Consider the following 25,749-nt stretch of genomic DNA (forward strand, 5'->3'; position numbering starts at 1 on the left):
AGCCTCCCCATGGACTACCCCGGCAATATCTTCGTGGTCGCCGCGCCCAGCGGCGCTGGCAAATCGAGCCTGGTCAAGGCGCTCATGGAGCTCGACTCGGCCGTTCAGCCCTCGGTCTCCCACACCACGCGCCCCCCGCGCGGACAGGAAAAGCACGGCCGGGAGTACTTTTTTGCCTCCCCGAGCGAGTTCGACGCCCTCATCGCGGCCGACGGCTTCGTCGAATGGGCCCACGTGCACGGCCACCGCTACGGCACGTCGAAGAAGGCGGTCGAGGAGCGGGTGGCCCTGGGCACCGACGTGATCCTCGAAATCGACTTCCAGGGCGCGCTGCAGATCCGCAAGACCTTTGCCAATGCGGTCATGATCTTCATCCTCCCGCCCAGCTGGGAAGAGCTGCGCTCCCGGCTGGAGCGGCGCGGCGAAGACAGCGCGGCGGTGATCGAACTGCGCCTGAAAAACGCGGCCGAAGAGATGGCCCAGGCCGGAAAATTCGATTTCGTTATAATCAACGAGTTATTTGAGCGCGCACTCTTCGATCTCAAGGCGATCGTCCACGCGCAGAGGCTCCGGTATTCCGCACAGCGCAGAGCACGTGCCGATACGTTCGCCGCACTGAACATCCCTTGAAATCCCCGCTCACCGACCGAAAGAATTCATCATGGCCCGCATCACCGTCGAAGATTGTCTCGTTCAGATCCCGAACCGTTTCCAGCTCGTTCTCGCCGCCACGTACCGTGCGCGCATGCTGAGCCAAGGCCACGCACCCAAGATCGAGAGCAAGAACAAGCCCGCCGTCACGGCCCTGCGCGAAATCGCCGAAGGCAAGATCGGCATCGAGATGCTCAAGAAAGTGCCGGGCTGATCTGACGCAGCCCCGCAACGAAAAGGCACCGCATTGCGGTGCTTTTTTTACGTCTGGACGCGTCCACAGAGCGGTCACGCTAAAGTGGTAGCCATGAGCGCGGTCGCCAAACCTCCGTCCCCCACGCCGAAACCCAGTCCGGCGGCGCTGAACGCGGCCGCCGCGAGTTTTGCTGCGCTGACGGCCCGCCTCGACTACCTGAGCCCCGAAGACACCGAGCTGGTGCGCCGGGCCTACCGCTTCGCCGACGAGGCCCACCTCGGCCAACTGCGCAACAGCGGCGAGCCGTACATCACCCACCCCATCGCCGTGGCGGCGCAGTGCGCCGAGTGGAAGCTCGACGCCCAGGCGCTCATGGCCGCGCTGCTGCACGATGCCATCGAAGATTGCGGCGTCACCAAGCCGGAGCTCATCGAGCGCTTCGGCGCCCCGGTTGCCGAGCTGGTCGACGGGCTCACCAAGCTCGACAAGCTGCAGTTCAACACGCGCGAAGAGAACCAGGCCGAGTCCTTCCGCAAGATGCTGCTGGCCATGGCGCGCGATGTGCGCGTCATCCTGGTCAAGCTGGCCGACCGCACGCACAACATGCGCACGCTGGCCGATGCGCCGCGCGAAAAGTGGGCCCGCATCTCGCGCGAAACGCTCGAGATCTACGCCCCCATCGCGCACCGGCTGGGCCTGAACCAGACCTACCGCGAGTTGCAGGACCTGTCGTTCCGCCATCTCAAGCCCTGGCGCTACGCCACGCTGGCCAAGGCCGTCGCCAAGGCCCGCGGACGACGACGCGACCTGATCCAGAAGGTACAGAAAGAGGTCGAGACGGCCTTCTCCGCCGCCGGCATGACGCTGCGCATCGCGGGCCGCGAGAAAACGCTCTATTCCATCTACCGCAAGATGGAAGAAAAACACCTGAGCTTCGCGCAGGTGACCGACATCTACGGCTTCCGGCTCATCGTGCCGAACGTGATCGCCTGCTACACCGGCCTGGGCATCCTGCACCAGATGTACAAGCCGCTGCCGGGCAAGTTCAAGGACCACATCGCGATCGCCAAGCTCAACGGCTACCAGTCGCTGCACACCACGCTGGTGGGCCCTGCCGGCGTGAGCGTGGAGTTCCAGCTGCGCACCGAGGCCATGCACGTCGTGGCCGAATCGGGCGTCGCAGCGCACTGGCTCTACAAGGCCGCCGAGCCCAATGCCGCGAGCAACGACCGGCTGGGCACCAAGTGGCTGCAGTCGCTGCTCGACATCCAGGACGAGACGCGCGACGCCGCCGAGTTCTGGGACCACGTCAAGGTCGACCTGTTCCCCGACGCGGTCTACGTCTTCACGCCCAAGAGCCAGATCATGGCGCTGCCGCGCGGCGCCACGGTGGTCGACTTCGCCTACGCGATCCACAGCAACATCGGCGACCACACCTCGGCCGCGCGCATCAACGGCGACCAGGTGCCGCTGCGCACCGAGTTGAAGAACGGCGACGTGGTCGAAGTGATCACCGCGCCCGTGTCCACACCCAACCCCGCGTGGCTGGGCTTCGTGCGCACCGGCCGGGCACGCTCCAAGATCCGTCACTACCTGAAGACGCTGGCGCATGCCGAGTCCGAAGGCCTGGGCGAGAAGCTGCTGGCGCAGGCGCTGCGCGCCGAAGGCCTGGGCAAGCTGCCCGAGGAAGACGACGAACACCAGGCGCTGTGGGAGAAGCTGCTGCGCTTCACCGGCAACCGCACCCGCGCCGAGCTGCTGACCGACATCGGCCTGGGCAAGCGCATCGCCAGCATCGTCGCCAAGCGGCTCATGGCGCTGCTGGCCGAGATCGGCGAGCGCCCCGACGCCCTGCTCCTGAGCCGCGAGCGCTTCACCTCGCACGAGGCCGTGTCGCAAGGCGCCGTCACGCTCGACGGCAGCGAGAACTCTTCCGTGCGCTTTGCGCAGTGCTGCCGGCCCATTCCCGGCGACCAGATCGTCGGCTACCTCGGGCACGGCGAAGGGCTGGTAGTGCACACCGACGACTGCGGCGTGGGCCAGCGCCTGCGCAACAAGGACAGCGAGCGCTTCTTCGCGGTCGAATGGGCCGACGAGCCCACGCGTGCCTTCGAGACCGGCGTGGTCATCACCGTGCGCAACGACAAGGGCGTGCTGGCCCGCGTGGCGGCCACCCTGGCCGATGCCGAAGCCGACATCACGCACGTGGAAATGGCCGACGAGACCCCGCAGGATTCGACCGACCTGCGCTTCGTGATCGCGGTGCGCGACCGCACGCACCTCGATGCCGTGCTGCGCGCCGCGCGCCGGACCGCGTCGGTGCTGACCGCGGCGCGGACGATTCCGGCGCCCTGAGTTCGCTCGCGCGTCAGTTCGCCGGCGTGCGCGGCGCCGGATAGCTCACCGACAGGATCTCCACCTCGTGCGCCCCGCCGGGCGTCACGAGCTTCACCACGTCGCCTTCGCGCGCCTTGAGCAGCGCGCGTGCGATGGGAGAAATCCAGCTGACCTCCGACTTGGCGCTCTCGGCCTCGTCGATGCCGAGGATCGTGACGCTGCGCTCCTCGCCGGTCTCGTCGGCATAACGGACGGTGGCGCCGAAGAAGACCTGGTCACGCCCGTGGTGCACCGACGGGTCGGTGATCTCCGCGATCTCGAGCCGCTTGCCGAGGAAGCGGATGCGCCGGTCGATCTCGCGCAGGCGCTTCTTGCCGTAGAGGTAGTCGCCGTTCTCGGAACGGTCGCCGTTCTTCGCGGCCCAGTGCACGGCCTCGACGACCTTGGGGCGCTCCTCGTCCATCAGCTGCAGCAGTTCGTCGCGCAGCCGCGCGTAGCCCTCGGGCGTGATGTAGTTCTTGCTGCCGGCCGGCAGCGGGGGCGCGACGCCACCTGCGCCGTCATCGTCGTCGTCCGCATCGGCGTCCGACTCCTTGGTGAATGCCTTGTTCAATGCAGAGCCCTTCAAATCGGAAATACTGGGCGCCCTTGCCGCGCCCTACAAGCCGGTGAGTTTGCCGCAACCGCCATACCCAGGAGACAGGAGCCCCCGTGATCGCCACCGGACATTTCCCATGCCGTCGCCATGCCTCGGCGGGGCTTCATTTGTACGCTCTCACGGCCCTTGCTGCCGTACAGGGCTTTCTTCCCTTCGACACCCACGCCAGGACGCAGACCTGCTTCGTCGTGAGCATCCACAGCGGCGACACCCTCACCGCCCGCTGCGGCGACGCAGCCAGCGCCAGTGCGTGGCGCCGCGTGCGCCTGCAAGGCATCGAGGCGCCGAAGCCCGGGCAGCCCTTTGCCGAGCAGGCCCGGCAGAAGATGCACGACATGGTTCGCCTGAAGCCGGCGGACGTCGACTGCGACGATCCCACATCCCACGCTCGCGAACGCATCTGCCGTGTCATGGTGACGCCGGACTCGGCACCCAATGGCCCGAGGACGCTCGACGCAGGCTTGGCATTGCTGACCGTCGGATTGGCACGCTGGCAGCCCGCGCAGGCGCAGCGCCTGTCACCCCAGGAGCGCGGGCAGTACGAATTCGCGGAGGAAGAAGCCAAGGCCAAGCGGGCCGGCCTCTGGAAGGACGCGCGACCGGCGCGTCCTTGATGCGGGCACGACGCAATGACCGGCCAAAGAAAAAGGGTTAGCTCGAAAAACGAGCTAACCCTTGAAGAGTGGTGCGGCTGGCAGGAATTGAACCCACGACCCCTTGGTTCGTAGCCAAGTACTCTATCCAACTGAGCTACAGCCGCACAGCTTTCGATTATAGCGTGTTTTTTCGCGCGCCCCAACCTTTGTGATCGAAAGCTGAAAAATACGGACGACAGCAGCCTGCAATGGGGCTTGTTGCAACGCATCCGGCCCGTGCCGTTCCAAAGAGACCCTTCCGACCCGGTACACTCCGCCCCGCCCGGAATAAGCCTGGGCCGCCGTAGGCAACACGGCGCCATACCATCCAAGGAATACTGAATGAACCGCATCGAACTGGTCGAGAAGATCGCCACCACCCACAACCTGAGCAAGGCCGAGGCCGCACGCGTCCTCGAAACGATCACCAGCAGCGTCGTCGCTGCCGTGAAGAAGGGCGATTCGGTCCAGCTGGTCGGCTTCGGTACTTTCAAGCAAGTCGCACGCGCTGCACGCTCGGGCTTCAACCCCCAGGCCGGCACCAAGATCAAGATCGCCGCTACCAAGGTGCCGAAGTTCGTCGCCGGCGCTGCCTTCAAGGCCGCCATCGACCCCAAGGCCGCCAAGCGCAAGGCTGAAAAGGCCGCTGCTGCACCTGCTGCCAAGAAGGCCGCCGCTCCCAAGAAGGCTGCTGTCACGAAGGCAGTCGTCGCCAAGGCTCCCGCCAAGAAGGCCGTCGCCAAGAAGAAGTAAGACGCATGGTGCGACGCTGCGCAGGCCCGGCCTGGCAGCTGTCCGTATCGACGTCAAAAAGCCGCCCTCGGGCGGCTTTTTTTGTGGGCGCCTGCCGCGCAGCGAATGCGACAGCGAAACCCTCTTTGCGAGGGCCCAAACGAAAATAGCCTGGAAGAGAAACTCTTCCAGGCTATTCGAGAGATGGTGCGGCTGGCAGGAATTGAACCCACGACCCCTTGGTTCGTAGCCAAGTACTCTATCCAACTGAGCTACAGCCGCGCAGCCTTGAATTCTACCCCGCCGAAAGCGCTGTTCCGGCGAGGCCTTCAAAAAAGCTTCACGGCCTTGCGATGCGATGGCCTCAGGCCACCTGTTCGCCGCCCGCCTTGTGCCCCATCAGCCGTGCGGCCACGCGCTTCACCAGCAGATAGAACAGCGGCACGAAGAAGATGCCCAGTGCTGTCGCCGCGAGCACGCCGCCAAACACGCCGGTGCCGATCGCGACCTGGCTGCCCGAGCCCGCGCCAGTGGCCACCGCCAGCGGGATCACGCCCGCCAGGAAGGCCAGCGAGGTCATCAGGATCGGCCGCAACCGCAGGCGCGCGCCTTCGGCCACCGCTTCGAGCAGCGGCACGCCACGGCGCAGCGCGGCCTCTGCGAACTCGATGATCAGGATCGCGTTCTTGGCCGACAGCCCTATGGTCGCGAGCAGGCCGACCTGGAAGTAGATGTCGTTCGACAGCCCGCGCAGCGCTGCCGCGATCACCGCGCCGAGCACGCCCAGCGGAATCACCAGCATCACCGACACCGGCACCGACCAGCTCTCGTACAGCGCCGCCAGGCACAGGAAGACCACGAGGATCGACAGCGCGAACAGCAGCGGCGCCTGCCCGCCCGACAGCCGCTCCTGGTACGACAGGCCGCTCCAGGCCTGGCCCGTGCCGCTCTGCTTCTTCGCGAGGGTCTCGATGGCCGCCATGGCCGTGCCCGAGCTCGTGCCCTGCGCGGCCGCGCCCTGGATCTGCACCGCGGGCAGGCCGTTGTAGCGCTCCAGCTGCGATGCGCCCTGCGACCAGCGCGTGGTGGCAAAGGCCGAGAACGGCGTCATAGCCCCCGTGCTGCCGCGCACGAACCACTGGCCGATGTCGTCCGGCGTCGAGCGGTACGGCGCATCAGCCTGCACGTACACGCGCTTCACGCGGCCGCGGTCGATGAAGTCGTTGACGTAGCTGCCGCCCCAGGCAATGCCCAGCGTGGTGTTCACGTCGTCCAGCGACAGCCGCAGCGCCGAGGCCTTCAGCTGGTCGATGTCGACCTGCAGCTGCGGCGTGCCGGCCACGCTGTTGGCGCGCACCGACTGCAGGCGCGGGTCCTTGTTGGCCTCGCGCACCAGCTTTTCGCGCGCCTGCAACAGCCGCTCGGCGCCCATGCCCGAGGTGTCCTGCAGCCAGAACTCGAAGCCGTTCGATTCACCCAGCCCTTCGATGGGCGGCGGCACCATGCCGAAGACCTCGGCGTCGCGCTGCTGCTTGGCCAGCGCCTTGCCGGCACGCTCGACGATGGCGTGCGCGCGCTTGTCGGCGCTGGCGCGCTCGGACCAGTCCTTCAGCGAGACAAACGCCATGCCCATGTTCTGCCCCGAGCCGCTGTAGCTCCAGCCGGTGAGCGTGAAGATGGTGTCGGTCGTGTCCTTCTCGGTCTCGAGAAAATGCTTTTCGATGGCGCGGTTCACTTCGTCGGTGCGGCCCGAGGTGGCGCCGGCCGGCAGCGTCGCGATCACCATCACGCTGCCCTGGTCCTCTTCCGGCAGGAAGCCGCCGGGCAGGCTGAGGTACAGCAGGCCCATGCCGGCCACGATGGCGACGTACACCGCCGTGAAGCGCAGCGGCTTGCGCAGGATGCGGCCCAGCACGCCCACATAGCGGCCCTGCGCGGCGTCGAAGCGGCGGTTGAACGCGCCCAGGAAGCCGCGCGTGCGCGGCGGCACGCCGGCCTTCAGGAAGCGCGCGCACAGCGCCGGGATGAGCACGATGGCCACCACCACCGACAGCACCATCGACGCGATGATGGTCACCGAGAACTGCCGATAGATCACGCCCACCGAGCCGCCGAAGAAGGCCATGGGCAGGAACACCGCCGACACCACCACCGCGATGCCGACCAGCGCGCCGGTGATCTCCTTCATCGATTTGATCGTGGCCGCCTTCGCATCGAGCCCCTCTTCGTGCATGACGCGCTCGACGTTCTCCACCACCACGATCGCGTCGTCCACCAGCAGGCCGATGGCCAGCACCATGCCGAACAGCGTGAGCACGTTGATCGAATAGCCGAAGGCCGCGAGCACGCCAAAGGTGCCCAGCAGCACCACCGGCACGGTGATCGCGGGGATCACCGTGGCACGCCAGTTCTGCAGGAAGAGGAACATCACGACCACCACCAGCGCGATGGCCTCCAGCAGCGTCCGGATGACCGACTGGATCGAGATCTTGACGAAGCGCGTCGTGTCTTCCGCATAAGCCACGCGCAGGCCCGCGGGCAGCGAGCGCTCAAGCTCGGCGATGCGCGCCTTCACCGCGCGGGCGGTGGTCAGCGCGTTGGCGCCGGGCGCCAGCATCACGGCCGAGCCCGCGGCCGGGTGGCCGTTCAAGCGTGTGGTCTCGGCATACGACTCGCTGCCGATTTCGACGCGCGCCACGTCGCCCAGCCGCACCACGGCGCCGTCGGCCTGCGTCTTGAGCACGATGGCCTTGAACTGGTCGGGCGTCTGCAGCCGCGACATCGCGGTGACGGTGGCGTTCAGGTGCTGCGTCGGTGCCGACGGCCGCGCGCCGATCTCGCCCACCGACACCTGCGTGTTCTGCGCGGTGATGGCGGCCGTGACGTCGGACGGCATCAGCTGGTAGCTGGCCAGCCGGTGCGGGTCGAGCCAGATGCGCATGGCGTACGCCGCGCCGAAGGCCTGCACCGAGCCCACGCCGTCGACGCGGCTGATGGGGTCGCGCAGGTTGCTGGCCATCCAGTCGGCGATGTCGGTGTCGGTGCGCTGGCCGGTCTCGTCGTAGAGCGCCACGATCAGCAGGAAGTTGTTCTGCGATTTGGCGACCGTCACGCCCTGCTGCTGCACCGCCTGCGGCAGCCGGCTGGTGGCCTGGCTGACCTTGTTCTGCACCTGCACCTGCGCGGTGTCGGGGTCGATGCCCTGGCGGAAGGTGACGTTGATCTCGGCCCAGCCGGCGGCGCTGCTGGTCGACTTGAAATACATCAGCCCGTCGATGCCCTTGAGCTGCTGCTCGAGCACCTGCGTCACGCTGTTTTCCACCGCCTGCGCCGAGGCGCCGGGGTAGTTGGCCGACACGACCACGGTCGGCGGCGCGATGTCGGGGTACTGCGACACCGGCAGCGTGCGAATGGCCACGCCGCCGGCCAGCATGATGAGGATGGCAATAACCCAGGCGAAGACGGGCCGCTGGATGAAGAAATGAGCGATCACGGGAGGTTGCGGTTTCTCGTCAATCGGCCGGGGAAGGCGCGGCGGCGGACGGTGCGCCCGCCGTGGACACCGGCACCGGCTTCACTTTCTCGCCGGGGCGCGCGCGCTGCAGGCCATCGACCACCAGGCGGTCGCCCTCGCGCAGGCCCCGGGTCACGACCCAGTGCTCGCCCTCGGTGCTGCGCACTTCGAGCGCGCGCAGCTCGACCTTGTTGTCGGCCACCACCACCAGCGCGGTCGGCTCGCCCTTCTCGTTGCGGGCCACGCCGCGCTGCGGCGCCAGGATGGCCTGGCGCTCCACGCCGGACTCGACCTGCGCGCGCACGTACATGCCCGGCAGCAGCAGCCCTTGCGGGTTCGGGAATTCCGCGCGCAGCGTGACCGAGCCGGTGGCCTCGTCGACGGCCACTTCGGAGAACTTCAGCGTGCCGGCATGCGGGTAAGGCAGGCCGTCTTCCATGCGCAGGCGGACCTGGGTGCTGGCCGGCGCCATGTCGCCCGAGATGAAGCGGCGCTTGAGCTTCGTCAACGCCAAGCTCGACTGCACCACGTCGACATAGATCGGGTCAAGCCGCTGGATCGTGGCCAGCGCCATCGCCTGGCCCGGCGCCACGAGCGCGCCTTCGGTCACGGCGGAGCGGCCGATGCGTCCCGCGATGGGCGCGGTGATGCGCGTGAAGTCGAGGTTGATGCGCGCCGCCTTCACGGCCGCCTGCGCGGCCTTCACGCCGGCTTGCGCCTGCACCAGCGCGGCCTGTGCCTCTTCGTGTTCCTGCCTGCTCACGGCGTTGGCCTTGACCAGTTCACCGAAGCGATCGGCCTTGCCGCGCAGACTGGCGATGGTGGCCTGCGAGGTGGCCAGTGCGGCCTGCGCCTGCTCGTGCGCGGCCTCGAACGGGCCGGGCTCGATCTCGTACAGCACCTGGCCCGCACGGACCATGCCGCCCTCTTCGAACAGTCGCTTGCGCACGATGCCGTTGACCTGCGGCCGCACCTCGGAGACGCGGTAGGCGGCCGTGCGGCCCGCGAGCTCGGTGTGCACGGCCACGTCGCTGGCGTGCAGCGCCACCACGCCGACGTCGGGCGGCGCGTCATCGGTGGTGGAGGCCTGCTTGGCGCCGCATGCAGCGAGCGCGAGCAGGGACATCGGAAGCAGGAGCTTGAAAAGCGGGGTCATGGCCATCGGGAATCGCTGTGCGGCGTGCGCAGGGATCACCCGGCTCGTTACATTTGCACTCAAATGGTGCATTCTGCCTTCGATGTTGCATTGCAACCTGAAGGAATCCTGTGTTTGCCGTAGGTGAAATCGGCGACGGCCGCGGGCCTTGCTCGCGCCCCCGCAGCTGCAAAGAAAAAGGCCGCGCAATGCGGCCTTCATCGGAGTGTCTACAGAGGGGGAATGTGTGGTGGTAGGCCGTGAGTGGCTTGAACACTCGACCAACGGATTATGAGTCCGCTGCTCTAACCAACTGAGCTAACGGCCCACGCGGGCCCGATTCTATGCGCCGCGCGCGGCCGCTTACTTGCGGTGGCTCAGCGCGTTGCTCACCAGCCGCGAGGTGATGTCGACGATCTGGATCATGCGGTCGTACGGCATGCGGGTCGGGCCGATCACGCCCAGCGTACCGACCACCTGGCCGTCGACCTCGTAGTTGGCGCTGACGATGGACAGCTCCTCGAACGGCACGACCTGGCTTTCGCCGCCGATGAAGATGCGCACGCCCTCGGCCTTGCTCGACACGTCGAGCAGCCGCATCAGCTGCGCCTTCTCTTCAAAAAGATCGAAGGCGCGCCGCAGTTGCCCCATGTCGCTGGAAAAATCGGTCACCGACAGCAGGTTGCGCTCGCCGGAAATCACGACGTCGTCGGCCTGCGCATCGGTGAGCACTTCGGAACTGACCTGCACCGCGGCCTGCATCAGCGCGGCGATTTCACCGCGCAGCTTCTCGACCTCGGACTGCAGGCGGTCGCGCACCTGCTCGATCGTCAGGCCCGCGAAGTGCGCGTTGATGTAGTTCGAGGCTTCCACCAGCTGCGACTGCGAGTAGTCGGATTCCGGGAAGATCACGCGGTTCTGCACGTCGCCGTCGGGCGAGACGATGATCACCAGCAGCCGCCGCTCGGACAACCGCAAGAATTCGATCTGCTTGAACACCGAGACGCGCCGCGGCGCCATCACGACGCCCACGAACTGCGACAGGTTCGACAGCAGGTGCGCGGCGTTGGCGATCACCTTCTGCGGCTGGTCGGCCGCCAGGCTCGGCGTGCTCATCTGCTCGCGCTGCGCGGTCAGCATGGTGTCGACGAAGAGCCGGTAGCCGCGCGTGGTCGGCACGCGTCCCGCCGAGGTGTGGGGGCTGGCAATGAGCCCCAGCGCCTCGAGGTCGGACATGACGTTGCGGATGGTCGCAGGCGAGAGATCCAGCCCCGCCGAACGCGAGAGCGTGCGTGATCCGACGGGTTGCCCATCGGCGATGTAACGCTCGACCAGCGTCTTCAACAGCAACTTGGCACGGTCGTCCAGCATTGCAAGATTTTAGTGTTGTAATTTGTGAGCTATGACCTCACGCTTTCGTCACGTCGCCCTGATCGGCAAATACCAGGCTTCCGGCGCCCGGGCGCAAGCCGATGCGCGCGACGGCGTGATGGAAGGCATCGGCGCCTTCCTCGAATCGCAGGGATGCACGGTGTTCGTGGAGCGTTCGTCCTGCGAGGACACCGACGCCCCGCCGCACCCGCGCTACCAGGCGCTGTCGGTCGAGGAAATCGGCCAGCGCTGCGACCTCGGCCTCGTGGTCGGCGGTGACGGCACCATGCTCGGCATCGGCCGGCAGCTCGCGTGCTACGGCATCCCGCTGATCGGCATCAACCGCGGGCGGCTGGGCTTCATCACCGACATTCCGCTGGACAACTACCAGGCCACGCTGATCCCGATGCTGGCCGGCGAATACGAAGAAGACCACCGCAGCCTGATGCACGCACAGGTGCTTCGCGACGAGGCCGTGGTGTTCGACGCGCTCGCGATGAACGACGTGGTGGTCAACCGCGGCGCCACCTCGGGCATGGTCGAGATGCGCGTGTCGGTGGGCCGTCATTTCGTGGCCAACCAGCGCGCCGACGGGCTGATCATCGCGTCGCCCACGGGTTCGACGGCCTACGCGCTGTCGGCCGGCGGGCCGCTGCTGCATCCGGCGGTGCCGGGCTGGGTGATGGTGCCGATCGCGCCGCACACGCTGTCCAACCGACCCGTGCTGCTGCCCGACGCCGACGAGATCGTGATCGAGCTGGTGAGCGGGCGCGACGCCAGCGCCAATTTCGACATGCAGTCGCTCGCCTCGCTCGCCATCGGCGACCGCGTGGTGGTGCGCCGCTCCGACTTCCGGGTGCGCTTCCTGCACCCGCGCGGCTGGAGCTACTTCGACACGCTGCGGAAAAAACTCCATTGGAACGAAGGGGGCTCCTGAATGAAGGACCACGCCCCCAGCTTGAGGACGAACTGAGATGGCTTTGCGACGCATCGCACTGCGCGACTTCGTGATCGTGCGGTCCCTTGAACTCGACCTGTCCGCCGGCTTCACGGTGCTGACCGGGGAAACCGGCGCCGGCAAGTCCATCCTGATCGACGCGCTGCAGCTGGCACTGGGCAACCGCGCCGACGCCGGCGCCGTGCGCGAAGGCGCCGAGCGGCTCGACGTGAGCGCCGAGTTCGACGCCGACCCGGCCCTGGCCGGCTGGCTCGACGAAGGCGGCTTCGAGGCCGGCGACGGCCTGTTGCTGCGCCGCACGGTCGACCTGCAGGGACGCAGCCGCGGCTGGATCAACGGCAGCCCCGCCACCGCCACGCAGCTGCGCGAACTCGGCGACCGCCTGCTCGACATCCACGGCCAGCACGCCTGGCAGAGCCTGACCCGCCCCGAGGCCGTGCGCGGCCTGCTCGACGCCTACGCCGGCGCGCGCACCGACGCGCTCGACGCCGCCTGGCAGAGCTGGCGCCAGGCGCTCTCGGCGCTCGAACACGCACGCTCGGCGCAAGACTCGCTGCAACGTGAGCGCGAGCGGCTGCAATGGCAGATTTCCGAAGTCGCCAAGCTGGCGCCGGGCGCCGACGAGTGGGACGAGCTCTCGGCCCACCATTCGCGCATCTCGAACGCGCAGGCGCTCATCGACGCCGCCCAGGGCGCGAGCCAGGCGCTCGAAGACGACGACAACGGCGCCCTCGCCGCCCTCACGCGCGCCGCGACGCTGCTGCAGAACTGCGAGCACATCGAGCCCGAATTCCGCACGCTGGGCGAGGTGCTGGCCTCCTGCGTGGCGCAGGCCTCGGACGCGGCCCACTCGCTGCACGGCTACCTGCGCGACACCGACACCGATCCCAAGACCCTCGCCGAACTCGACGAGCGCATGGGCCTGTGGATGTCGCTCGCGCGCCGCTACAAGCGCACGCCGGCCGAGCTGCCCGCGCTGCTGGCCGGCTGGCAGGCCGAGCTGCAGGCGCTCGACGCGCAAAGCGACCTCGAAGGTCTGGAGCGCGCCGAGCAGAACACCCAGCAGGCCTACATGAAGGAAGCCAAGGCGCTCGGCAAAATCCGCAAGCAGGCGGCACCGCGCCTGGCCCAGGCCGTCACGCAGGCGATGCAGGGCCTGGGCATGCAAGGCGGGCGTTTCGACGTCGAACTGCAGCCGCTGGCACAGCCCGGCCGCGCCGGCCTCGAAGAAATCTCGTTCCTGGTGGCCGGCCACGCCGGCAGCACGCCGCGCGCCATCGGCAAGGTGGCCTCGGGCGGCGAACTCTCGCGCATCGCACTGGCCATCGCCGTGACGACCAGCGAACTGGGCGCCGCGCAGACGCTGATCTTCGACGAGGTCGATGCAGGCGTCGGCGGCGCCGTCGCCGAGACCGTGGGCCGCCTCATGAAGCAGCTCGGCCGCGACCGTCAGGTGCTCGCCGTGACCCATCTTCCCCAAGTGGCGGCCTGCGCCGACCACCACCTCGTGGTCGCCAAGCGCCAGACGACAGCGGCCGGCACGGACGGCCCGCGCACCGAAAGCGGCGTGTCGCGCCTCGCGGCCGACGACCGCGCCCGCGAAATCGCCCGCATGCTGGGCGGCGAAAAGGTGTCGGCCACCTCGCTGGCCCACGCGCGCGAAATGCTGGGCCACAAGACGCCGGCGACCGCCCCATGAACATGAATCTCGACCTCGTCCTCATCACCGGCATGTCGGGCTCCGGCAAGTCGGTGGCGCTGCACGCGCTGGAAGACGCCGGCTACTACTGCGTCGACAACCTGCCGCCCGAGCTGCTCACGGCCTTCATCGCGCTGCAGCACGAACAGCAGGCCACGCGCGTGGCGATCGCGATGGACGTGCGCAGCGGCGTGTCGCTGCCGATCGTGCCGCAGCAGCTCGAAGCGCTGCGCGCCGACGGCGTCTCGCTGCGCTCGCTGTTCCTCGACGCGACCACCGACGCACTGCTGCGCCGCTATTCGGAAACGCGCCGGCGCCACCCGCTCTCGCGCCAGGAAAGCCGCACCGACGTGCCCGAGCAGCACCGCGTGCTGGTGCAGGCCATCGAACTCGAACGCGAGCTGCTGGCCGACCTGCGCGACGGTGCCGACGTGATCGACACCAGCCTCATCCGCCCCGCGCAGCTCCAGAGCTACATCAAGGGGCTGATCTCGGCGCCGCAGAACGCGCTGACGCTGGTGTTCGAATCGTTCGCCTTCAAGCGCGGCGTGCCGCTCGATGCCGACTATGTGTTCGACGTGCGCATGCTGCCCAACCCGCACTACGTGCCGGCGCTGCGCGCACTCACGGGGCGCGACGAGCCGGTGATCGAATGGCTGCGCGAGCACGACGACGTGGCGCGCATGTTCGACGACATCGAGCAGTTCCTGACGCACTGGCTCGACGCGCTGGCGCGTGACCACCGCAGCTACGTGACGGTGGCCATCGGCTGCACGGGCGGGCAGCACCGGTCGGTGTTCCTGGTCGAGCAACTGGCACGCGCCTTCGGTGCCCGCTGGGGGGCGCTCAAGCGCCACCGCGAACTCGACGCCTGAGGGCGGAGGCCGTTCAGGGCTCGGCGGTTTCCAGCAGCTTGCGCATCGGGGCGGGAAGCCCCAGCCGGCTCCACTCCTGCGCCTCGACCCAGCGCGCGCCCTCGCCTTGCGGCTGGACGCCCTGCAGGAGCACGGGGTGCAGGTGCAGGTCCTTGTGGGTCAGCACGTGCACGAAGGGTGGCAGTTCCTGCGTGTCGTGCGCCGCGCCCGACGGCAGGGCCGCGAGCAGGTCGTCGTGGCTGTCGAACACCGGCAGGCAATGCAGCCCCGCCCAGATGCCCTTGGCGGGCCGCTTCTCCAGCCACACGCGCCCTTGGGCATCGCGCGCCAGCAGCACCCACAGCGACTGGGCGCTGCGCTTGAGCTTGCGCGTCTTCACCGGGTAGCGCTCGGGCGCGCCCTGGCGCAGGGCCACGCAGCTGGCGTTCACCGGGCAGATCATGCAGCTGGGCTTGCGCGGCAGGCAGACCGTGGCGCCCAGGTCCATCAGGCCCTGTGTGTAGTGCGCCACCGCCTCGCGCTGGCCGTCCGGCGGCAGCAGCTGCGTGGCGAGGTCCCACAGCGCGCGCTCCTGCGCTGCCGACGACATGTCGCCGTCGAAGCCGAGCACGCGCGTCAGCACGCGCTTCACGTTGCCGTCGAGGATGGCCACGCGCTCGCCGAAACAGAAGGCCGCAATCGCGGCCGCCGTGGAGCGCCCGATGCCGGGCAGGGTCACGAGTTCGGCGGCGGTGTGCGGAAAGGCGCCGCCGAAGCGCGCGACCACCTCCTGCGCGCAGCGGTGCATGTTGCGCGCGCGGCTGTAGTAGCCCAGGCCGCTCCACAGGCCGAACACCTCGTCCTCGGTGCCGGCGGCCAGCGCCGCCACGTCGGGGAAGCGCTCGAGAAAGCGCGCGAAGTAGCCCAGCACGGTCGTGACCTGGGTCTGCTGGAGCATCACCTCCGAGAGCCAGACGCGGTACGGATCGCGCGTGTTCTGCCACGGCAGTTCGCTGCGACCGTGGCTGCGCTGCCAGCGCACGATCTGTGCGGCGAAATCGGGGGGCAGCGACACGGAAGTGGAAACAGCCGCCCGCGCGGCGTTGCGCTCAGGCCGCACGCAGTTGCTCGCCCGCGATGGCGGCAGCCGCGGCAGGCGGCTGGCTGCCGTGCTGCGCGATCAGCGAGGTGAACTCGTGCAGCCGCTCCTGCAGCGCGGCCAGGTGGCTTTCTTGCGCGGCGATCTCGGCCAGCCGGTCGTCGAGGCTGCCCGCTGCGTTCTGGATGCGTTCGATCGCCTCGATGCGCTTGCTGAAATTGCGGCGGCGCTCCTTGAGCTGCGCATCGATCTGCGCGCTCGCGCCCTTGCTCCAGCGCTCGACCTCGGTCATGGCGGCTTCGTTTACAAGCCGCAACCGGCTGGCCAGTGCGCGCACCAGCTTGTCGCAGAAGTCGGCCTGCGCGAGCTTGATCAGGTTGCCCACGCCCAGGTAGTGGATGTGGCTGCGCTCGATCTGGCCCAGCTCCTGCTCGAAGCCGCTGAGGTCGGGCTCGGCCGGCGCCTGCAGCGTGAAGCCCTGCTCGGCGTTGAGCTGGCGGAAGGTGGCGTGCAGCATCGACTGGATCTCGGCCGTCGTCGCCTGCACTTCCCGCAGGTTGTTACGCAGCGCATCGAAGGTTTCGCCGTACACCTTGCGCACGTTGAACTTGACGCCGGGGCGCTTGAGCGCCGCGGCCAGCTTGACCATGTCGGCCTTGAGCGCCGTGCGCCCGAGCACCGCGTACACCTCGCGCAGCAGCTTGCCCTGCACCGAGCGCAGCGCCAGGATGCGGGTGTTGCTGCCCTCGAATTCGGCATGTTCCTGATCGATGCGCGCACGCATGTGGCGGATCACCGACACGTTCTTGCCGCGCAGGCCCTGCAGTTCGAGCGCCTGCTCCGACAGGTCGCGCTGGCGCACCTTCAGCAGGCGCTCGGCCTCGGTGCGCAGCGCGGTCATGCCGGCATCGACGGCGAGCCGCAGCATGGTTTCGCGCTTGCCGAGCACGCCTTCGCCGAGCAGCGCCTCGAGCGCCGGCAGCCGGCTGGCGTCGAGCAGGGCCGCGTCATGACCGATCTTGGCCTGCAGCCCCTTCTGCGCCGACACCGGCAGCACCTGCGCCAGCGGCACCTCGAGCAGCCGGGCCGCGCCTTCGCGCTGGCGCTCGATCTGCTGCGCGATCTGCGCCGGGGTGCTCAGCGTGTCCCACAGCGTGTCGATCTTGTTGAGCACCACGAAGCGCGTGTCGTGGCTGTCGTCGCCCGTGATCAGGTGCTCGCGCCAGATCGACAGGTCGGAGCGGGTCACACCGGTTTCGGCGCCCAGGATGAAGACCACGGCATGCGCCTGCGGGATCAGGCTCACGGTGAGTTCGGGCTCGGCACCGATCGCGTTCAAGCCGGGCGTGTCGAGGATCACGAGGCCCTGCTCCAGCAGCGGGTGCGGCATGTTGAGCACCGCATGGCGCCAGCGCGGAATCTCGACGCGGCCTTCGGCGTCCTGCACGGGGTTGTCGTCGGGCGTCTCCGGGTTCCAGAAACCCAGCGCGCGGGCTTCGTCCTTGCTCACCCAGCGGACTTCGGCCACCTTGCCCATGGCTTGGGCCAACTGCTCGGCGTCTTCCACGTCGATGGGCAGTTCGGTCCAGCGCGTGGGCCGCTCGCGCCAGTGAGTGAGCGAATGCGGCTCCAGGCGGGTTTCGATGGGCAGCAGACGCAGCTTGGGCGCCAAGGCGGCGTCATAGCCCAGCTCGGTCGGGCACATCGTGGTGCGCCCGGCGCTCGCCGGCATGATCCGCCGCCCGTAGCCGGCGAAGAAGATCGCGTTGATCAGCTCCGACTTGCCGCGCGAGAACTCGGCCACGAAGGCCACCATGACCTTGCTGGTGCGGATCTGGTCTTCGAGGGCGCGCAGCCGTTCGGCCACGGCCTGGTCGAGCAGCTCGTTGTCGGTCAGCCAACGGGACAGCCACTGAAGGCGGCGGGCGAAGTTGCTCCGCCAGGCGCCGTGCTGATCGAGCTGTTGGTTGAAAGAGCGGCTCAAGGGGAAGATGTAAGTAAGAATTTACAAATATAACATCGCCACATGGCGAACGGGGTACCGGCAGGAGTTTGCCCCGAAGCAGCCGCCACGGGGCCCGCCTTCCCTAGGATTTCTGGCAATGGGGGCAGTAATAAGTAGAGCGCTGCCCCTGTTTCAACAGCCGGATCGGCGTGCCGCACACCCGGCACGGCTCGCCCGCGCGGCCGTAGACCGTCGCTTCGAGTTGGAAGTAGCCGCTTTGCCCGTCCACGTTCGAGAAGTCGCGCAAGGTGCTGCCGCCCTTCTCCACCGCCCGCGCCAGGATGTCGCGCACCGCCGCATGCAGCTTGGCCGCGCGCGGCCGGCTGATGCGCGCCGCTGACAACGTCGGTCGGATGCCGGCCATGAAGAGCGCCTCCGACGCGTAGATGTTGCCGACGCCCACCACCACGTCGCCCGCGAGCAGCACCTGCTTGATGGCCGTGCGTCGTTTCTTCAGCCCGGCATGGAAGGCGTCGAGGTCGAAGGCGTCGCCCAGCGGCTCCATGCCCAGCCCGCCGAGCAGCTTCAGGGCCCAGGGCGCCTCTTCGTCGTCCACGTAGACCACGGCACCGAAGCGGCGCGGGTCGTTCAGCCGCAGCGTGCCAAGCTCGGTGACGAGGTCGAAGTGGTCGTGCACGCCGGGTTCCGGCAGGTGGATGTCGAAACGCAGGCTGCCCGACATGCCCAGGTGCAACAACAGCAGCCCGCGGTCCAGGTCGATGAGCAGGTACTTGCCACGACGGCGCACCTCGCGCACGCGGCGCCCGACCAGCGCCTGCGGCACCACCATCAGCGCCCAGCGCAACGGCTTGCCGATGCGCACGGACTCGATGCGCGCGCCGGCAATGCGGTCGGCAAAGCCGCGCCGGGTGACTTCGACTTCGGGTAGTTCAGGCATGAAAAGTAAAACTCCGGCAGCGACGAAGCCCCATGCGGCGCTCGTTCAAATGGCTGGATTATTATGGTCAGATGAACCCATCGCCCCGCCGTCACCGCCTTGCGGCGGCCGCGTCTCTCGTGCTGCTTGCCTACACAACGCACGCACAATCTCTCGAACCCACCGCCGCCGGCAACCCGCCTCCCGCCATCGAGCGCACGGCACCGCCGAAGCCGCCGGTGCGCCCCCGGACGACCCCTGCCGCCGCCAAGCCGGCCGCCGAAGCCGCGCAGCCGTCGGCGCTGACGGCCGACCTGTTCTACGAAATCCTCATGGGCGAGATCACCGCCCGCTCCGGCGACCCCGGCTCCGGCTATTCGCTGGTGCTCGACGCCGCCCGGCGCCTGCGCGATGGCAAGCTGTTCCAGCGCGCGGTCGAAATTGCGCTGCAGTCGCGCTCCGGCGACGCCGCCATTTCCGCGGCACGCGCCTGGCAGGAAGCACTGCCCAATTCGCGCGATGCCCGGCGCATCGAGCTGCAGATCCTGATCGCGCTGAACCGCATCAGCGAAACCGTCGAACCGCTGCGCGCCGAAGTGGCCGCCACCTCGCAGATCGAACGCCCCCTGCTGATGGCGGTGATCGCACGCACCTACGGCCGCGCCGCCGACAAGAAGCTGGCCGCCTCGGTGGTCGAACAGGCGCTGGTCGATGAACTCAAGAGCCCCACGACCGGCGGACTGGCCTGGGCCACCGTAGGCCGGCTGCGCCTGAACGCCGGCGACCCCTCGGGGGCGCTGGACGCCGCGCGCAAGGGGCAGGCCATCGACCCGTCGTCCGAGGCGCCCTCGGCGCTGGCGCTCGAGCTCATCGACCCGGGCCAGCCGCTGGCCGAGCCGATCGTCACGCGTTACCTCGCGAACAACCCTAAGGCCTCGCCCGACCTGCGCATCGCGTACGCACGCACGCTTGTCGAGAACCGCCGCTTCAGCGACGCCAGCACGCAGCTGCAGACCCTGACCGCCGCGCGCCCCGAGCTGGCGGAGCCCTGGCTGCTGCTCGGCAGCCTGCAGATGCAGGCCCGACAGGAAGCGGCGGCCGAAACCTCGCTCAAGCGCTACGTCGACCTGATGACGGCGCCGGGCCAGAGCCAGGACGCCGGTGACGTCGCGGACCGCAAGCGCGGGCTGACGCAGGCGTATCTCGTGCTCTCGCAGCTGGCCGAGCGGCGCAAGGATTTCCAGGCGGCCGACCGCTGGATCACGCGCATCGACAGCACTGACAACCAGAGCGCCATCCAGGGCCGCCGCGCCAGCCTGCTCGCCAAGCAGGGCAAGCTGCCCCAGGCCCGCGAGCTGCTACGCGCGCTGCCCGAGCGCACGGCGGAGGAGCGCAAGCAGAAACTGCTGGCCGAAACCCAGCTGCTGCGCGAAGCCAAGCAATACCAGGCCGCCTACGACCTGCTGGCCCAGGCCTCGGCCGCCGCGCCGGACGACGGCGACCTCGTCTACGACCAGGCCATGATGGCCGAGAAGCTCAACCGCCTGGACGACATGGAACGGCTGCTGCGCCGCCTGATGACGCTCAAGCCCGAGAGCCAGAACGCCTACAACGCGCTGGGCTACTCCTTTGCCGATCGCAAGATCCGGCTCGACGAGGCGCGCACGCTCATCCAGAAGGCGGTGCAGCTCGCGCCCGAAGACCCGTTCATCGCCGACAGCCTGGGCTGGGTCGAGTTCCGGCTCGGCAACACGGCGGAGGCGATCCGCATCCTCGAGGCAGCCTACAAGACGCGGCCCGACCCCGAGATCGGCGCGCATTTCGGCGAAGTCCTGTGGTCGGTCGGCCAGAAGGACCGCGCGGTCGCGATCTGGAAAGAATCGCTGCTGACGGACGCCGAAAACGAGACGCTGCAGGAAACCCTCAAGCGCCTGCGCGTCAAACCCTGAATGGCATCGATCACCCACACGGCTCCCGCGCGGGGCGATGAGTCCTTCACCCGCCGCGCGGCGCTTGGCGCGGGCGGTGGCGCACTGCTGCTGTGGCTCGCGGGCTGCGCCCAGCTCTCGGGCGGCCCGGCTGCCGCGCCCGGGCGATCGGCCAGCTGGAGCGGCCGCATGTCGCTGCGCATCGACAGCGAACCGGTCCAGACCTTTGCCGCCCTGTTCGAGCTGCGCGGCTCGGCCGAAACCGGCGACCTGACACTGACCACGCCCATCGGCAGCACGCTCGCGCAGCTGCACTGGGCACCGGGTGAAGCCCTGCTGAAGAACGGTAGCGAGACCCGCCGCTATGACTCCGTCGACGCGCTTATCGAAGCCGCCACCGGCGCCGCCATTCCGGTGGGCGCCCTGTTCGGCTGGCTCGATGGCCGCGCCGACCCGGTCCCCGGCTGGCGCGCCGACCTGGGCCAGCTGTCGAACGGCAAGCTGCAGGCCACCCGCGAATCCCCAGCGCCCCGGGCAGACCTGCGCATCGTGTTCGAACGCTCATGAAGGCGATCTACGACCTTCCCGCGCCGGCCAAGCTGAACCTGTTCCTGCACATCACCGGGCGGCGCGACGACGGCTACCACCTGCTGCAGTCGGTCTTCATGCTGATCGACTGGTGCGACACGCTCCACGTCGAGCTGCGCAACGATGGCCAACTCAGCCGCGAGGACCTCACCACGCCGCTGCCGGCCGACGACCTCGTGCTGCGCGCCGCCCGTGCGCTGCAGGCGCATGCCGCACCGGGCCAGGGCGCGCACATCGGCATCGCCAAGCACGTGCCGGCGCAGGCGGGCATGGGCGGCGGGTCGTCGGATGCGGCCACCTGCCTGCTCGCACTCAACCGCCTCTGGAACCTGAACCTGCCGCTGTCGCGCCTGGCGCAGATCGGGCTGAAGCTGGGTGCGGATGTGCCTTTCTTCCTTGGCGGGCGCAACGCCTGGGTCGAAGGCATCGGCGAGGAAATCACCCCCGTGAACCTGCCGCCCGCACGCTTCGTGGTGGCCAAGCCACCCGAGGGACTCGATACCCGATTAATTTTTTCTGCGGATGATTTGGAACGGGCAACTCCTGTTGCTATAATCTCAGGCTTTGCTGCAGATAGCGAACAGCTAGAAGCCACAAACCTCGGCAACGGGGTTTACGACTTCGGTCACAACGACCTGCAGCCGGTTGCCCAACGGCTTTGCCCCGCAGTCACCGACGCCATCGAATGGCTCGGACTGCAAGGATTGAAGGCCCGGATGACCGGCTCCGGAAGTTCGGTGTTCGCAAAGATGCCGCAATTGCCGCAGGAAGCGGAACTGCTCGAAGCCCCCCGGGGATGGCAGGTTCGACAATGCGACAATCTGGCAGTTCATCCACTCTGGGGATGGGCAGCCTGAAGAGATAATCGGAACGCTCTGCGGTTCGATGCGACATATATCGGTGGGTGGTGCAAACCATCAACCTGTGTAGGGGAGTCGCCAAGCTGGTTAAGGCACTGGATTTTGATTCCAGCATGCAAAGGTTCGAATCCTTTCTCCCCTGCCAAATCTCTCAAACTGCGGCCTGATGGCCGCAGTGCTTCTTTTGCAGTCCACCGGCTGCAATAATCGGCGGCCCACACAGGCCGCCACGACTCGAAACCTTTGGCGGCTTTCCCGCAAGCCCATTTGCACTGCCCGGACGCGCTCATGCAGGCCAATCACCCTGACTTTTTGGTTTTCACCGGCAACGCCAATCCCGGCCTTGCTGCAGAAATCGCGCACAACCTCGGCACCTCGCTGGGCGCCGCACGCGTCGGTCGCTTCTCCGACGGCGAAGTCACCGTCGAGATCAACCAGAACGTTCGTGCCCGTGACGTGTTCGTGGTGCAGTCGACCTGCGCGCCGACCAACGAAAACCTGATGGAACTGCTGATCATGGTCGACGCGCTCAAGCGCGCCTCGGCCGAGCGGATCAGTGCCGTGATTCCCTATTTCGGCTACGCCCGCCAGGACCGCCGCCCGCGTTCGAGCCGCGTGCCGATCTCGGCCAAGGTGGTCGCCAACCTGCTGGAAACCGTGGGCGTCGAGCGCGTGCTCACCATGGACCTGCACGCCGACCAGATCCAGGGCTTCTTCGACATTCCGGTCGACAACATCTACGCCTCGCCCGTGCTGCTGGGCGACCTGCGCCAGAAGAACTACGAAGACCTGATCGTGGTCTCGCCCGACGTCGGCGGCGTGGTGCGCGCCCGTGCGCTGGCCAAGCAACTGAACTGCGACCTCGCCATCATCGACAAGCGCCGCCCGAAGGCCAACGTCAGCGAAGTCATGAACGTGATCGGCGAGATCGACGGCCGCAACTGCGTGATCATGGACGACATGATCGACACGGCCGGCACGCTGGTCAAAGCGGCCGAAGTGCTGAAGGAACGCGGCGCCAAGAGCGTGTACGCCTACTGCACGCACCCGATCTTCTCGGGCCCGGCCATCGAACGCCTCTCCAAGGGCACCGCCCTGGACGAAGTGGTCGTCACCAACACCATCCCTCTTTCCGACGCGGCCGTCGCGTGCGGAAAGATCCGCCAGCTCTCCGTGGCACCGCTGATCGCCGAAACGATCCAGCGCATTGCCAAGGGCGAGTCGGTGATGAGTTTGTTCTCGGACCAGGACAACCTGTTCTGAGCTGAGAGCGAAAAAGCAGGCCTCCTTCGGAGGCCTTTTTGAACCGGAGTCGCACTGGTCGCGGTGGACTCTCACAGGAGCTAGTTATGAAATTCGTCGCTTATGAGCGCGCAAAGCAGGGCACGGGTGCGAGCCGCCGTCTCCGCATCACGGGCAAGACCCCGGGCATCGTCTACGGTGGTGACACCCAGCCGCAACTGATCGAAATCGATCACAACGCGCTGTGGCACGCCCTCAAGAAGGAAGCCTTCCACTCGTCGATCCTCGAAATGGACCTCGCCGGCGCCGTCACCAAGGTGCTGCTGCGCGACGTGCAATACCACCCGTTCCGCCAGCTGGTGCAACACATCGACTTCCAACGCGTCGATGCCAAGACCCGCATGAACATGAAGGTGCCGCTTCACTTCAAGGGTGAAGAAGAGTCCGACGCCGTCAAGCTGGATCACAACCTCGTGAACCACGTGATGACCGAGCTGGAAATCAACTGCCTGCCCAGCGATCTGCCTGAATTCATCGAGATCGACCTCTCGGGCCTGAAGAAGAACGCCACGCTGCACGTCAACGACATCAAGCTGCCCAAGGGCGTGAAGTTCGTGAGCCACGGCAAGACCAACCCCGTCATCGTGTCGGCCGTGCCGCCGCTGGTCTCGGAAGAGCCGGCACCGGCCGCCGAAGGCGCTGCTGCCGAAGGCGCTGCTGCTGCCGCTGGCAAGCCCGCCGCCAAGACGGCCAAGAAGAAGTAATCCTCTTTCTTTCCGTCCGCGAACAGAAGGCCCGCCTCGTGCGGGCCTTTTGCTTTGGGGGCGGCGAGATAATTCCCGCCATGATCAAGCTGTTTGTCGGCCTCGGAAACCCGGGCCCTGAGTACGAAGCCACGCGCCACAACGCCGGCTTCTGGTGGATCGACGCCCTCGCGCGCGACTGGAAGCTCAACCTCGTGCCCGAGCGCGGCTACCACGGCCTCGCGGCACGCGCGAACATCGGCGGCCAAAGCATCTGGCTGCTGGAGCCGCAGACCTTCATGAACCTGTCAGGCAAGTCGGTGGCCGCGCTGGCGCGCTTCTTCAAGATCGCGCCCGACGAAATCCTCGTGGTGCACGACGAGCTCGACGTGGTGCCCGGCCAGGCCAAGCTCAAGTTCGGCGGCAGCCATGCGGGCCACAACGGCCTGCGCGACATCCACGCCCAGCTCGGCACCGGCGACTACTGGCGCCTGCGCCTGGGCATCGGCCATCCCGGCGTGAAGTCGGAGGTCGTCAACTGGGTGCTCAAGAAGCCGCTCAAGGAGCAGCGCGAAGCCATCGAAGACGCCATCGTGCGCACCCTGCATGCCGCCCCCGCGCTGGTGGCCGGCGAGATGGAAAAAGCCACGCTGATGATTCACACGAGCAAACCGCCGCGGCCCAAGCCGCCGAGGCGGGAGCCCGGCGACGGAGGCACGACGCCTGCCGCCACCTAGCCGGCCACGGGAGTGCAGGGAGGGAGAGAAAACAAGAAATGAGAAGAAGAACGACGAAGAACAGGAAGACGGAAGAAGCCGCAGCCAAGACGGCATCAACCCGGCTCTTAGCTATATTTTCAATAGCACTGTCCGCCGCCTCCATGGGCGCTTCAGCCCAGACCTGGCGATGCGGCAACACCTACTCCGACCAGCCGTGCGAAGGCGGGCGGACCGTGAAGGTGGACGACCGGCGCAGCGATGCGGACCGCAGGGCGTCGGAAGACGCCACGCGCCGCAACGAACACAGCGCCGGCCGGCTGGCACGCAACCGGGAGTCGCAGGAGCGAGAGGCGCTCGGCCGGCGCAGTCCCACGACCTTCGATGCGGGGCGCTTCGCCACGAGCGCGCAACCGCTCACGCCTGCCGAACAGGCCGCCCAGGTCCGCCAGCGCAAGCACACGGCCGAGCCCCGCCCGACGAGCGCGCGCTTCAACAGTCCTTCGAGCGGCGACGAGACGCCGAAGGACACAGGCAAGAAGAAAAAAAAGAAGAAGAAACCCGGCTCAGAGGGCGCCGGCTGACGACGACGGCGAGGCGGCATCCGAAGCTGGCGCTGCCGCCTTGTCCTCCGTGAGGCGCACGTACTTCTGCATCAGCGTCTCGCGGGTCTCCACATGGTTCGGGTTCACCGGGATGCAGGCCACCGGGCAGATCTGCACGCACTGCGGCTCGTCGAAGTGGCCGACGCACTCGGTGCACTTGTGCGGATCGATCTCGTAGAACTCGGCGCCCATGTAGATCGCATCGTTCGGGCACTCGGGCTCGCAGACATCGCAGTTGATGCATTCGTCGGTGATCATGAGGGCCATTCCCCGATTATCGACGGAGCGGGCGAACGCCCCGCCGCAGGCCTTGCGGAGCCCCCGCCGGCGTCAGGGCGGTCCGGCG

General features: G+C 67.7%; 23 protein-coding genes and 4 tRNA genes. 16 read left to right on the forward strand and 11 right to left on the reverse strand.

Features of this window, described 5'->3' with window-relative positions; all coding sequences use genetic code 11:
- Positions 1–9 precede the first annotated feature (9 nt).
- From gmk to ACAM52_RS27255, 3 genes are all read left to right on the forward strand, one after another.
- Positions 10–630, forward strand: a complete 621-nt coding sequence (gmk, locus tag ACAM52_RS27245) for a guanylate kinase (RefSeq protein WP_062476362.1) — start codon at positions 10–12, stop codon at positions 628–630.
- Between the two features lie 31 nt (positions 631–661).
- Entirely contained in the window at positions 662–865 is a 204-nt protein-coding gene (rpoZ, locus tag ACAM52_RS27250; RefSeq protein ID WP_013543330.1) for a DNA-directed RNA polymerase subunit omega, read from the forward strand.
- A gap of 93 nt (positions 866–958) precedes the next feature.
- Positions 959–3,202 carry a bifunctional (p)ppGpp synthetase/guanosine-3',5'-bis(diphosphate) 3'-pyrophosphohydrolase gene (locus ACAM52_RS27255; RefSeq protein ID WP_095746649.1) on the forward strand — a complete coding sequence of 748 codons (2,244 nt, stop codon included), beginning with the start codon at positions 959–961 and terminating at the stop codon, positions 3,200–3,202.
- Between the two features lie 13 nt (positions 3,203–3,215).
- On the opposite strand, the gene greB is transcribed toward ACAM52_RS27255, so the two are convergent.
- Positions 3,216–3,797 carry a transcription elongation factor GreB gene (gene greB, locus ACAM52_RS27260; protein ID WP_369645093.1) on the reverse strand — a complete coding sequence of 194 codons (582 nt, stop codon included), beginning with the start codon at positions 3,795–3,797 and terminating at the stop codon, positions 3,216–3,218.
- A 98-nt stretch (positions 3,798–3,895) separates the two neighbouring features.
- Here greB and ACAM52_RS27265 point away from each other — a divergent pair, with 98 nt between their 5' ends.
- On the forward strand, positions 3,896–4,456 hold the full coding sequence (locus ACAM52_RS27265) for a thermonuclease family protein (protein WP_369645094.1): 561 nt from the start codon (positions 3,896–3,898) through the stop codon (positions 4,454–4,456).
- 69 nt (positions 4,457–4,525) lie between these two features.
- On the opposite strand, the gene ACAM52_RS27270 is transcribed toward ACAM52_RS27265, so the two are convergent.
- Positions 4,526–4,602, reverse strand: a tRNA-Arg gene (locus tag ACAM52_RS27270).
- A 217-nt stretch (positions 4,603–4,819) separates the two neighbouring features.
- Here ACAM52_RS27270 and ACAM52_RS27275 point away from each other — a divergent pair.
- A complete protein-coding gene (locus ACAM52_RS27275) occupies positions 4,820–5,230 on the forward strand; it encodes an HU family DNA-binding protein (RefSeq protein ID WP_070062003.1) in 411 nt (136 codons plus the stop codon).
- A gap of 184 nt (positions 5,231–5,414) precedes the next feature.
- Here the strand turns inward: ACAM52_RS27275 and ACAM52_RS27280 are convergent.
- The 5 genes from ACAM52_RS27280 to hrcA form a co-directional block, all read right to left on the reverse strand.
- Positions 5,415–5,491: transfer RNA gene (locus ACAM52_RS27280), tRNA-Arg, on the reverse strand.
- 82 nt (positions 5,492–5,573) lie between these two features.
- Complete coding sequence (locus ACAM52_RS27285) at positions 5,574–8,702, reverse strand: efflux RND transporter permease subunit (protein WP_369645095.1); 3,129 nt, start codon at positions 8,700–8,702, stop codon at positions 5,574–5,576.
- A 19-nt stretch (positions 8,703–8,721) separates the two neighbouring features.
- Positions 8,722–9,849 carry an efflux RND transporter periplasmic adaptor subunit gene (locus ACAM52_RS27290; protein ID WP_369645096.1) on the reverse strand — a complete coding sequence of 376 codons (1,128 nt, stop codon included), beginning with the start codon at positions 9,847–9,849 and terminating at the stop codon, positions 8,722–8,724.
- Between the two features lie 260 nt (positions 9,850–10,109).
- Positions 10,110–10,186 (reverse strand) — tRNA-Ile (locus tag ACAM52_RS27295).
- Positions 10,187–10,221: 35 nt separating this feature from the next.
- On the reverse strand, positions 10,222–11,229 hold the full coding sequence (gene hrcA, locus ACAM52_RS27300) for a heat-inducible transcriptional repressor HrcA (protein ID WP_062476292.1): 1,008 nt from the start codon (positions 11,227–11,229) through the stop codon (positions 10,222–10,224).
- Between the two features lie 31 nt (positions 11,230–11,260).
- On the opposite strand from hrcA, the gene ACAM52_RS27305 reads away from it, so the two are divergent.
- Genes ACAM52_RS27305 through rapZ form a run of 3 tightly spaced genes read left to right on the forward strand, consistent with a single transcriptional unit; the run spans position 11,261 to position 14,761 of the window.
- Complete coding sequence (locus ACAM52_RS27305) at positions 11,261–12,166, forward strand: NAD kinase (RefSeq protein WP_062476290.1); 906 nt, start codon at positions 11,261–11,263, stop codon at positions 12,164–12,166.
- A gap of 37 nt (positions 12,167–12,203) precedes the next feature.
- Positions 12,204–13,886, forward strand: a complete 1,683-nt coding sequence (gene recN / locus ACAM52_RS27310; RefSeq protein ID WP_139702595.1) for a DNA repair protein RecN — start codon at positions 12,204–12,206, stop codon at positions 13,884–13,886.
- 2 nt (positions 13,887–13,888) lie between these two features.
- The gene (gene rapZ, locus ACAM52_RS27315) at positions 13,889–14,761 is read left to right on the forward strand and encodes an RNase adapter RapZ (RefSeq protein WP_062476353.1); all 873 of its coding nucleotides are present in this window, start codon (positions 13,889–13,891) and stop codon (positions 14,759–14,761) included.
- Between the two features lie 13 nt (positions 14,762–14,774).
- Here rapZ and mutY read toward each other — a convergent pair whose 3' ends face one another.
- The 3 genes from mutY to mutM form a co-directional block, all read right to left on the reverse strand.
- Positions 14,775–15,809, reverse strand: a complete 1,035-nt coding sequence (gene mutY / locus ACAM52_RS27320) for an A/G-specific adenine glycosylase (protein ID WP_369647789.1) — start codon at positions 15,807–15,809, stop codon at positions 14,775–14,777.
- Positions 15,810–15,849: 40 nt separating this feature from the next.
- Positions 15,850–17,823 (reverse strand): dynamin family protein, encoded by a 1,974-nt coding sequence (locus ACAM52_RS27325; protein ID WP_354342282.1) that lies wholly within the window; start codon positions 17,821–17,823, stop codon positions 15,850–15,852.
- A gap of 103 nt (positions 17,824–17,926) precedes the next feature.
- Positions 17,927–18,742 carry a bifunctional DNA-formamidopyrimidine glycosylase/DNA-(apurinic or apyrimidinic site) lyase gene (gene mutM / locus ACAM52_RS27330; RefSeq protein ID WP_354342281.1) on the reverse strand — a complete coding sequence of 272 codons (816 nt, stop codon included), beginning with the start codon at positions 18,740–18,742 and terminating at the stop codon, positions 17,927–17,929.
- Between the two features lie 71 nt (positions 18,743–18,813).
- On the opposite strand from mutM, the gene ACAM52_RS27335 reads away from it, so the two are divergent.
- From ACAM52_RS27335 to ACAM52_RS27370, 8 genes are all read left to right on the forward strand, one after another.
- The gene (locus tag ACAM52_RS27335; protein WP_354342280.1) at positions 18,814–20,670 is read left to right on the forward strand and encodes a tetratricopeptide repeat protein; all 1,857 of its coding nucleotides are present in this window, start codon (positions 18,814–18,816) and stop codon (positions 20,668–20,670) included.
- Positions 20,671–21,216, forward strand: coding sequence for a lipoprotein insertase outer membrane protein LolB (locus ACAM52_RS27340; RefSeq protein ID WP_369645097.1), 546 nt, complete (start codon positions 20,671–20,673; stop codon positions 21,214–21,216).
- Entirely contained in the window at positions 21,213–22,094 is an 882-nt protein-coding gene (gene ispE, locus ACAM52_RS27345; protein ID WP_070061996.1) for a 4-(cytidine 5'-diphospho)-2-C-methyl-D-erythritol kinase, read from the forward strand. Before ACAM52_RS27340 ends, ispE begins: the two co-directional genes overlap by 4 nt.
- 71 nt (positions 22,095–22,165) lie before the next feature.
- A tRNA-Gln gene (locus ACAM52_RS27350) sits at positions 22,166–22,242 on the forward strand.
- A 143-nt stretch (positions 22,243–22,385) separates the two neighbouring features.
- Positions 22,386–23,360, forward strand: a complete 975-nt coding sequence (locus ACAM52_RS27355) for a ribose-phosphate pyrophosphokinase (protein WP_062476346.1) — start codon at positions 22,386–22,388, stop codon at positions 23,358–23,360.
- Between the two features lie 86 nt (positions 23,361–23,446).
- Positions 23,447–24,103, forward strand: a complete 657-nt coding sequence (locus ACAM52_RS27360; RefSeq protein ID WP_062476274.1) for a 50S ribosomal protein L25/general stress protein Ctc — start codon at positions 23,447–23,449, stop codon at positions 24,101–24,103.
- Between the two features lie 80 nt (positions 24,104–24,183).
- The gene (gene pth / locus ACAM52_RS27365; RefSeq protein WP_095949172.1) at positions 24,184–24,819 is read left to right on the forward strand and encodes an aminoacyl-tRNA hydrolase; all 636 of its coding nucleotides are present in this window, start codon (positions 24,184–24,186) and stop codon (positions 24,817–24,819) included.
- Positions 24,820–24,962: 143 nt separating this feature from the next.
- The gene (locus ACAM52_RS27370; RefSeq protein WP_369645098.1) at positions 24,963–25,382 is read left to right on the forward strand and encodes a hypothetical protein; all 420 of its coding nucleotides are present in this window, start codon (positions 24,963–24,965) and stop codon (positions 25,380–25,382) included.
- Here the strand turns inward: ACAM52_RS27370 and ACAM52_RS27375 are convergent.
- A complete protein-coding gene (locus ACAM52_RS27375; RefSeq protein WP_369645099.1) occupies positions 25,365–25,670 on the reverse strand; it encodes a YfhL family 4Fe-4S dicluster ferredoxin in 306 nt (101 codons plus the stop codon). The two genes, ACAM52_RS27370 and ACAM52_RS27375, sit on opposite strands and share 18 nt — an antisense overlap.
- Positions 25,671–25,749 lie beyond the last annotated feature (79 nt).

The organism is Variovorax sp. V118 (assembly GCF_041154445.1).
Taxonomy (GTDB): Bacteria; Pseudomonadota; Gammaproteobacteria; order Burkholderiales; family Burkholderiaceae_C; genus Variovorax; species Variovorax boronicumulans.

Bases quoted from the DNA above. Each gene is read 5' to 3' on its own strand.
- gmk (WP_062476362.1), top strand. From the start codon at position 10: ATGGACTACCCCGGCAATATCTTCGTGGTCGCCGCGCCCAGCGGCGCT.
- rpoZ (WP_013543330.1), top strand. From the start codon at position 662: ATGGCCCGCATCACCGTCGAAGATTGTCTCGTTCAGATCCCGAACCGT.
- ACAM52_RS27255 (WP_095746649.1), top strand. From the start codon at position 959: ATGAGCGCGGTCGCCAAACCTCCGTCCCCCACGCCGAAACCCAGTCCG.
- ACAM52_RS27275 (WP_070062003.1), top strand. From the start codon at position 4,820: ATGAACCGCATCGAACTGGTCGAGAAGATCGCCACCACCCACAACCTG.
- ACAM52_RS27290 (WP_369645096.1), bottom strand. From the start codon at position 9,849: ATGTCCCTGCTCGCGCTCGCTGCATGCGGCGCCAAGCAGGCCTCCACC.
- hrcA (WP_062476292.1), bottom strand. From the start codon at position 11,229: ATGCTGGACGACCGTGCCAAGTTGCTGTTGAAGACGCTGGTCGAGCGT.
- ACAM52_RS27305 (WP_062476290.1), top strand. From the start codon at position 11,261: ATGACCTCACGCTTTCGTCACGTCGCCCTGATCGGCAAATACCAGGCT.
- recN (WP_139702595.1), top strand. From the start codon at position 12,204: ATGGCTTTGCGACGCATCGCACTGCGCGACTTCGTGATCGTGCGGTCC.
- rapZ (WP_062476353.1), top strand. From the start codon at position 13,889: ATGAATCTCGACCTCGTCCTCATCACCGGCATGTCGGGCTCCGGCAAG.
- mutM (WP_354342281.1), bottom strand. From the start codon at position 18,742: ATGCCTGAACTACCCGAAGTCGAAGTCACCCGGCGCGGCTTTGCCGAC.
- ACAM52_RS27335 (WP_354342280.1), top strand. From the start codon at position 18,814: ATGAACCCATCGCCCCGCCGTCACCGCCTTGCGGCGGCCGCGTCTCTC.
- ACAM52_RS27340 (WP_369645097.1), top strand. From the start codon at position 20,671: ATGGCATCGATCACCCACACGGCTCCCGCGCGGGGCGATGAGTCCTTC.
- ispE (WP_070061996.1), top strand. From the start codon at position 21,213: ATGAAGGCGATCTACGACCTTCCCGCGCCGGCCAAGCTGAACCTGTTC.
- ACAM52_RS27355 (WP_062476346.1), top strand. From the start codon at position 22,386: ATGCAGGCCAATCACCCTGACTTTTTGGTTTTCACCGGCAACGCCAAT.
- ACAM52_RS27360 (WP_062476274.1), top strand. From the start codon at position 23,447: ATGAAATTCGTCGCTTATGAGCGCGCAAAGCAGGGCACGGGTGCGAGC.
- pth (WP_095949172.1), top strand. From the start codon at position 24,184: ATGATCAAGCTGTTTGTCGGCCTCGGAAACCCGGGCCCTGAGTACGAA.
- ACAM52_RS27370 (WP_369645098.1), top strand. From the start codon at position 24,963: ATGGGCGCTTCAGCCCAGACCTGGCGATGCGGCAACACCTACTCCGAC.
- ACAM52_RS27375 (WP_369645099.1), bottom strand. From the start codon at position 25,670: ATGGCCCTCATGATCACCGACGAATGCATCAACTGCGATGTCTGCGAG.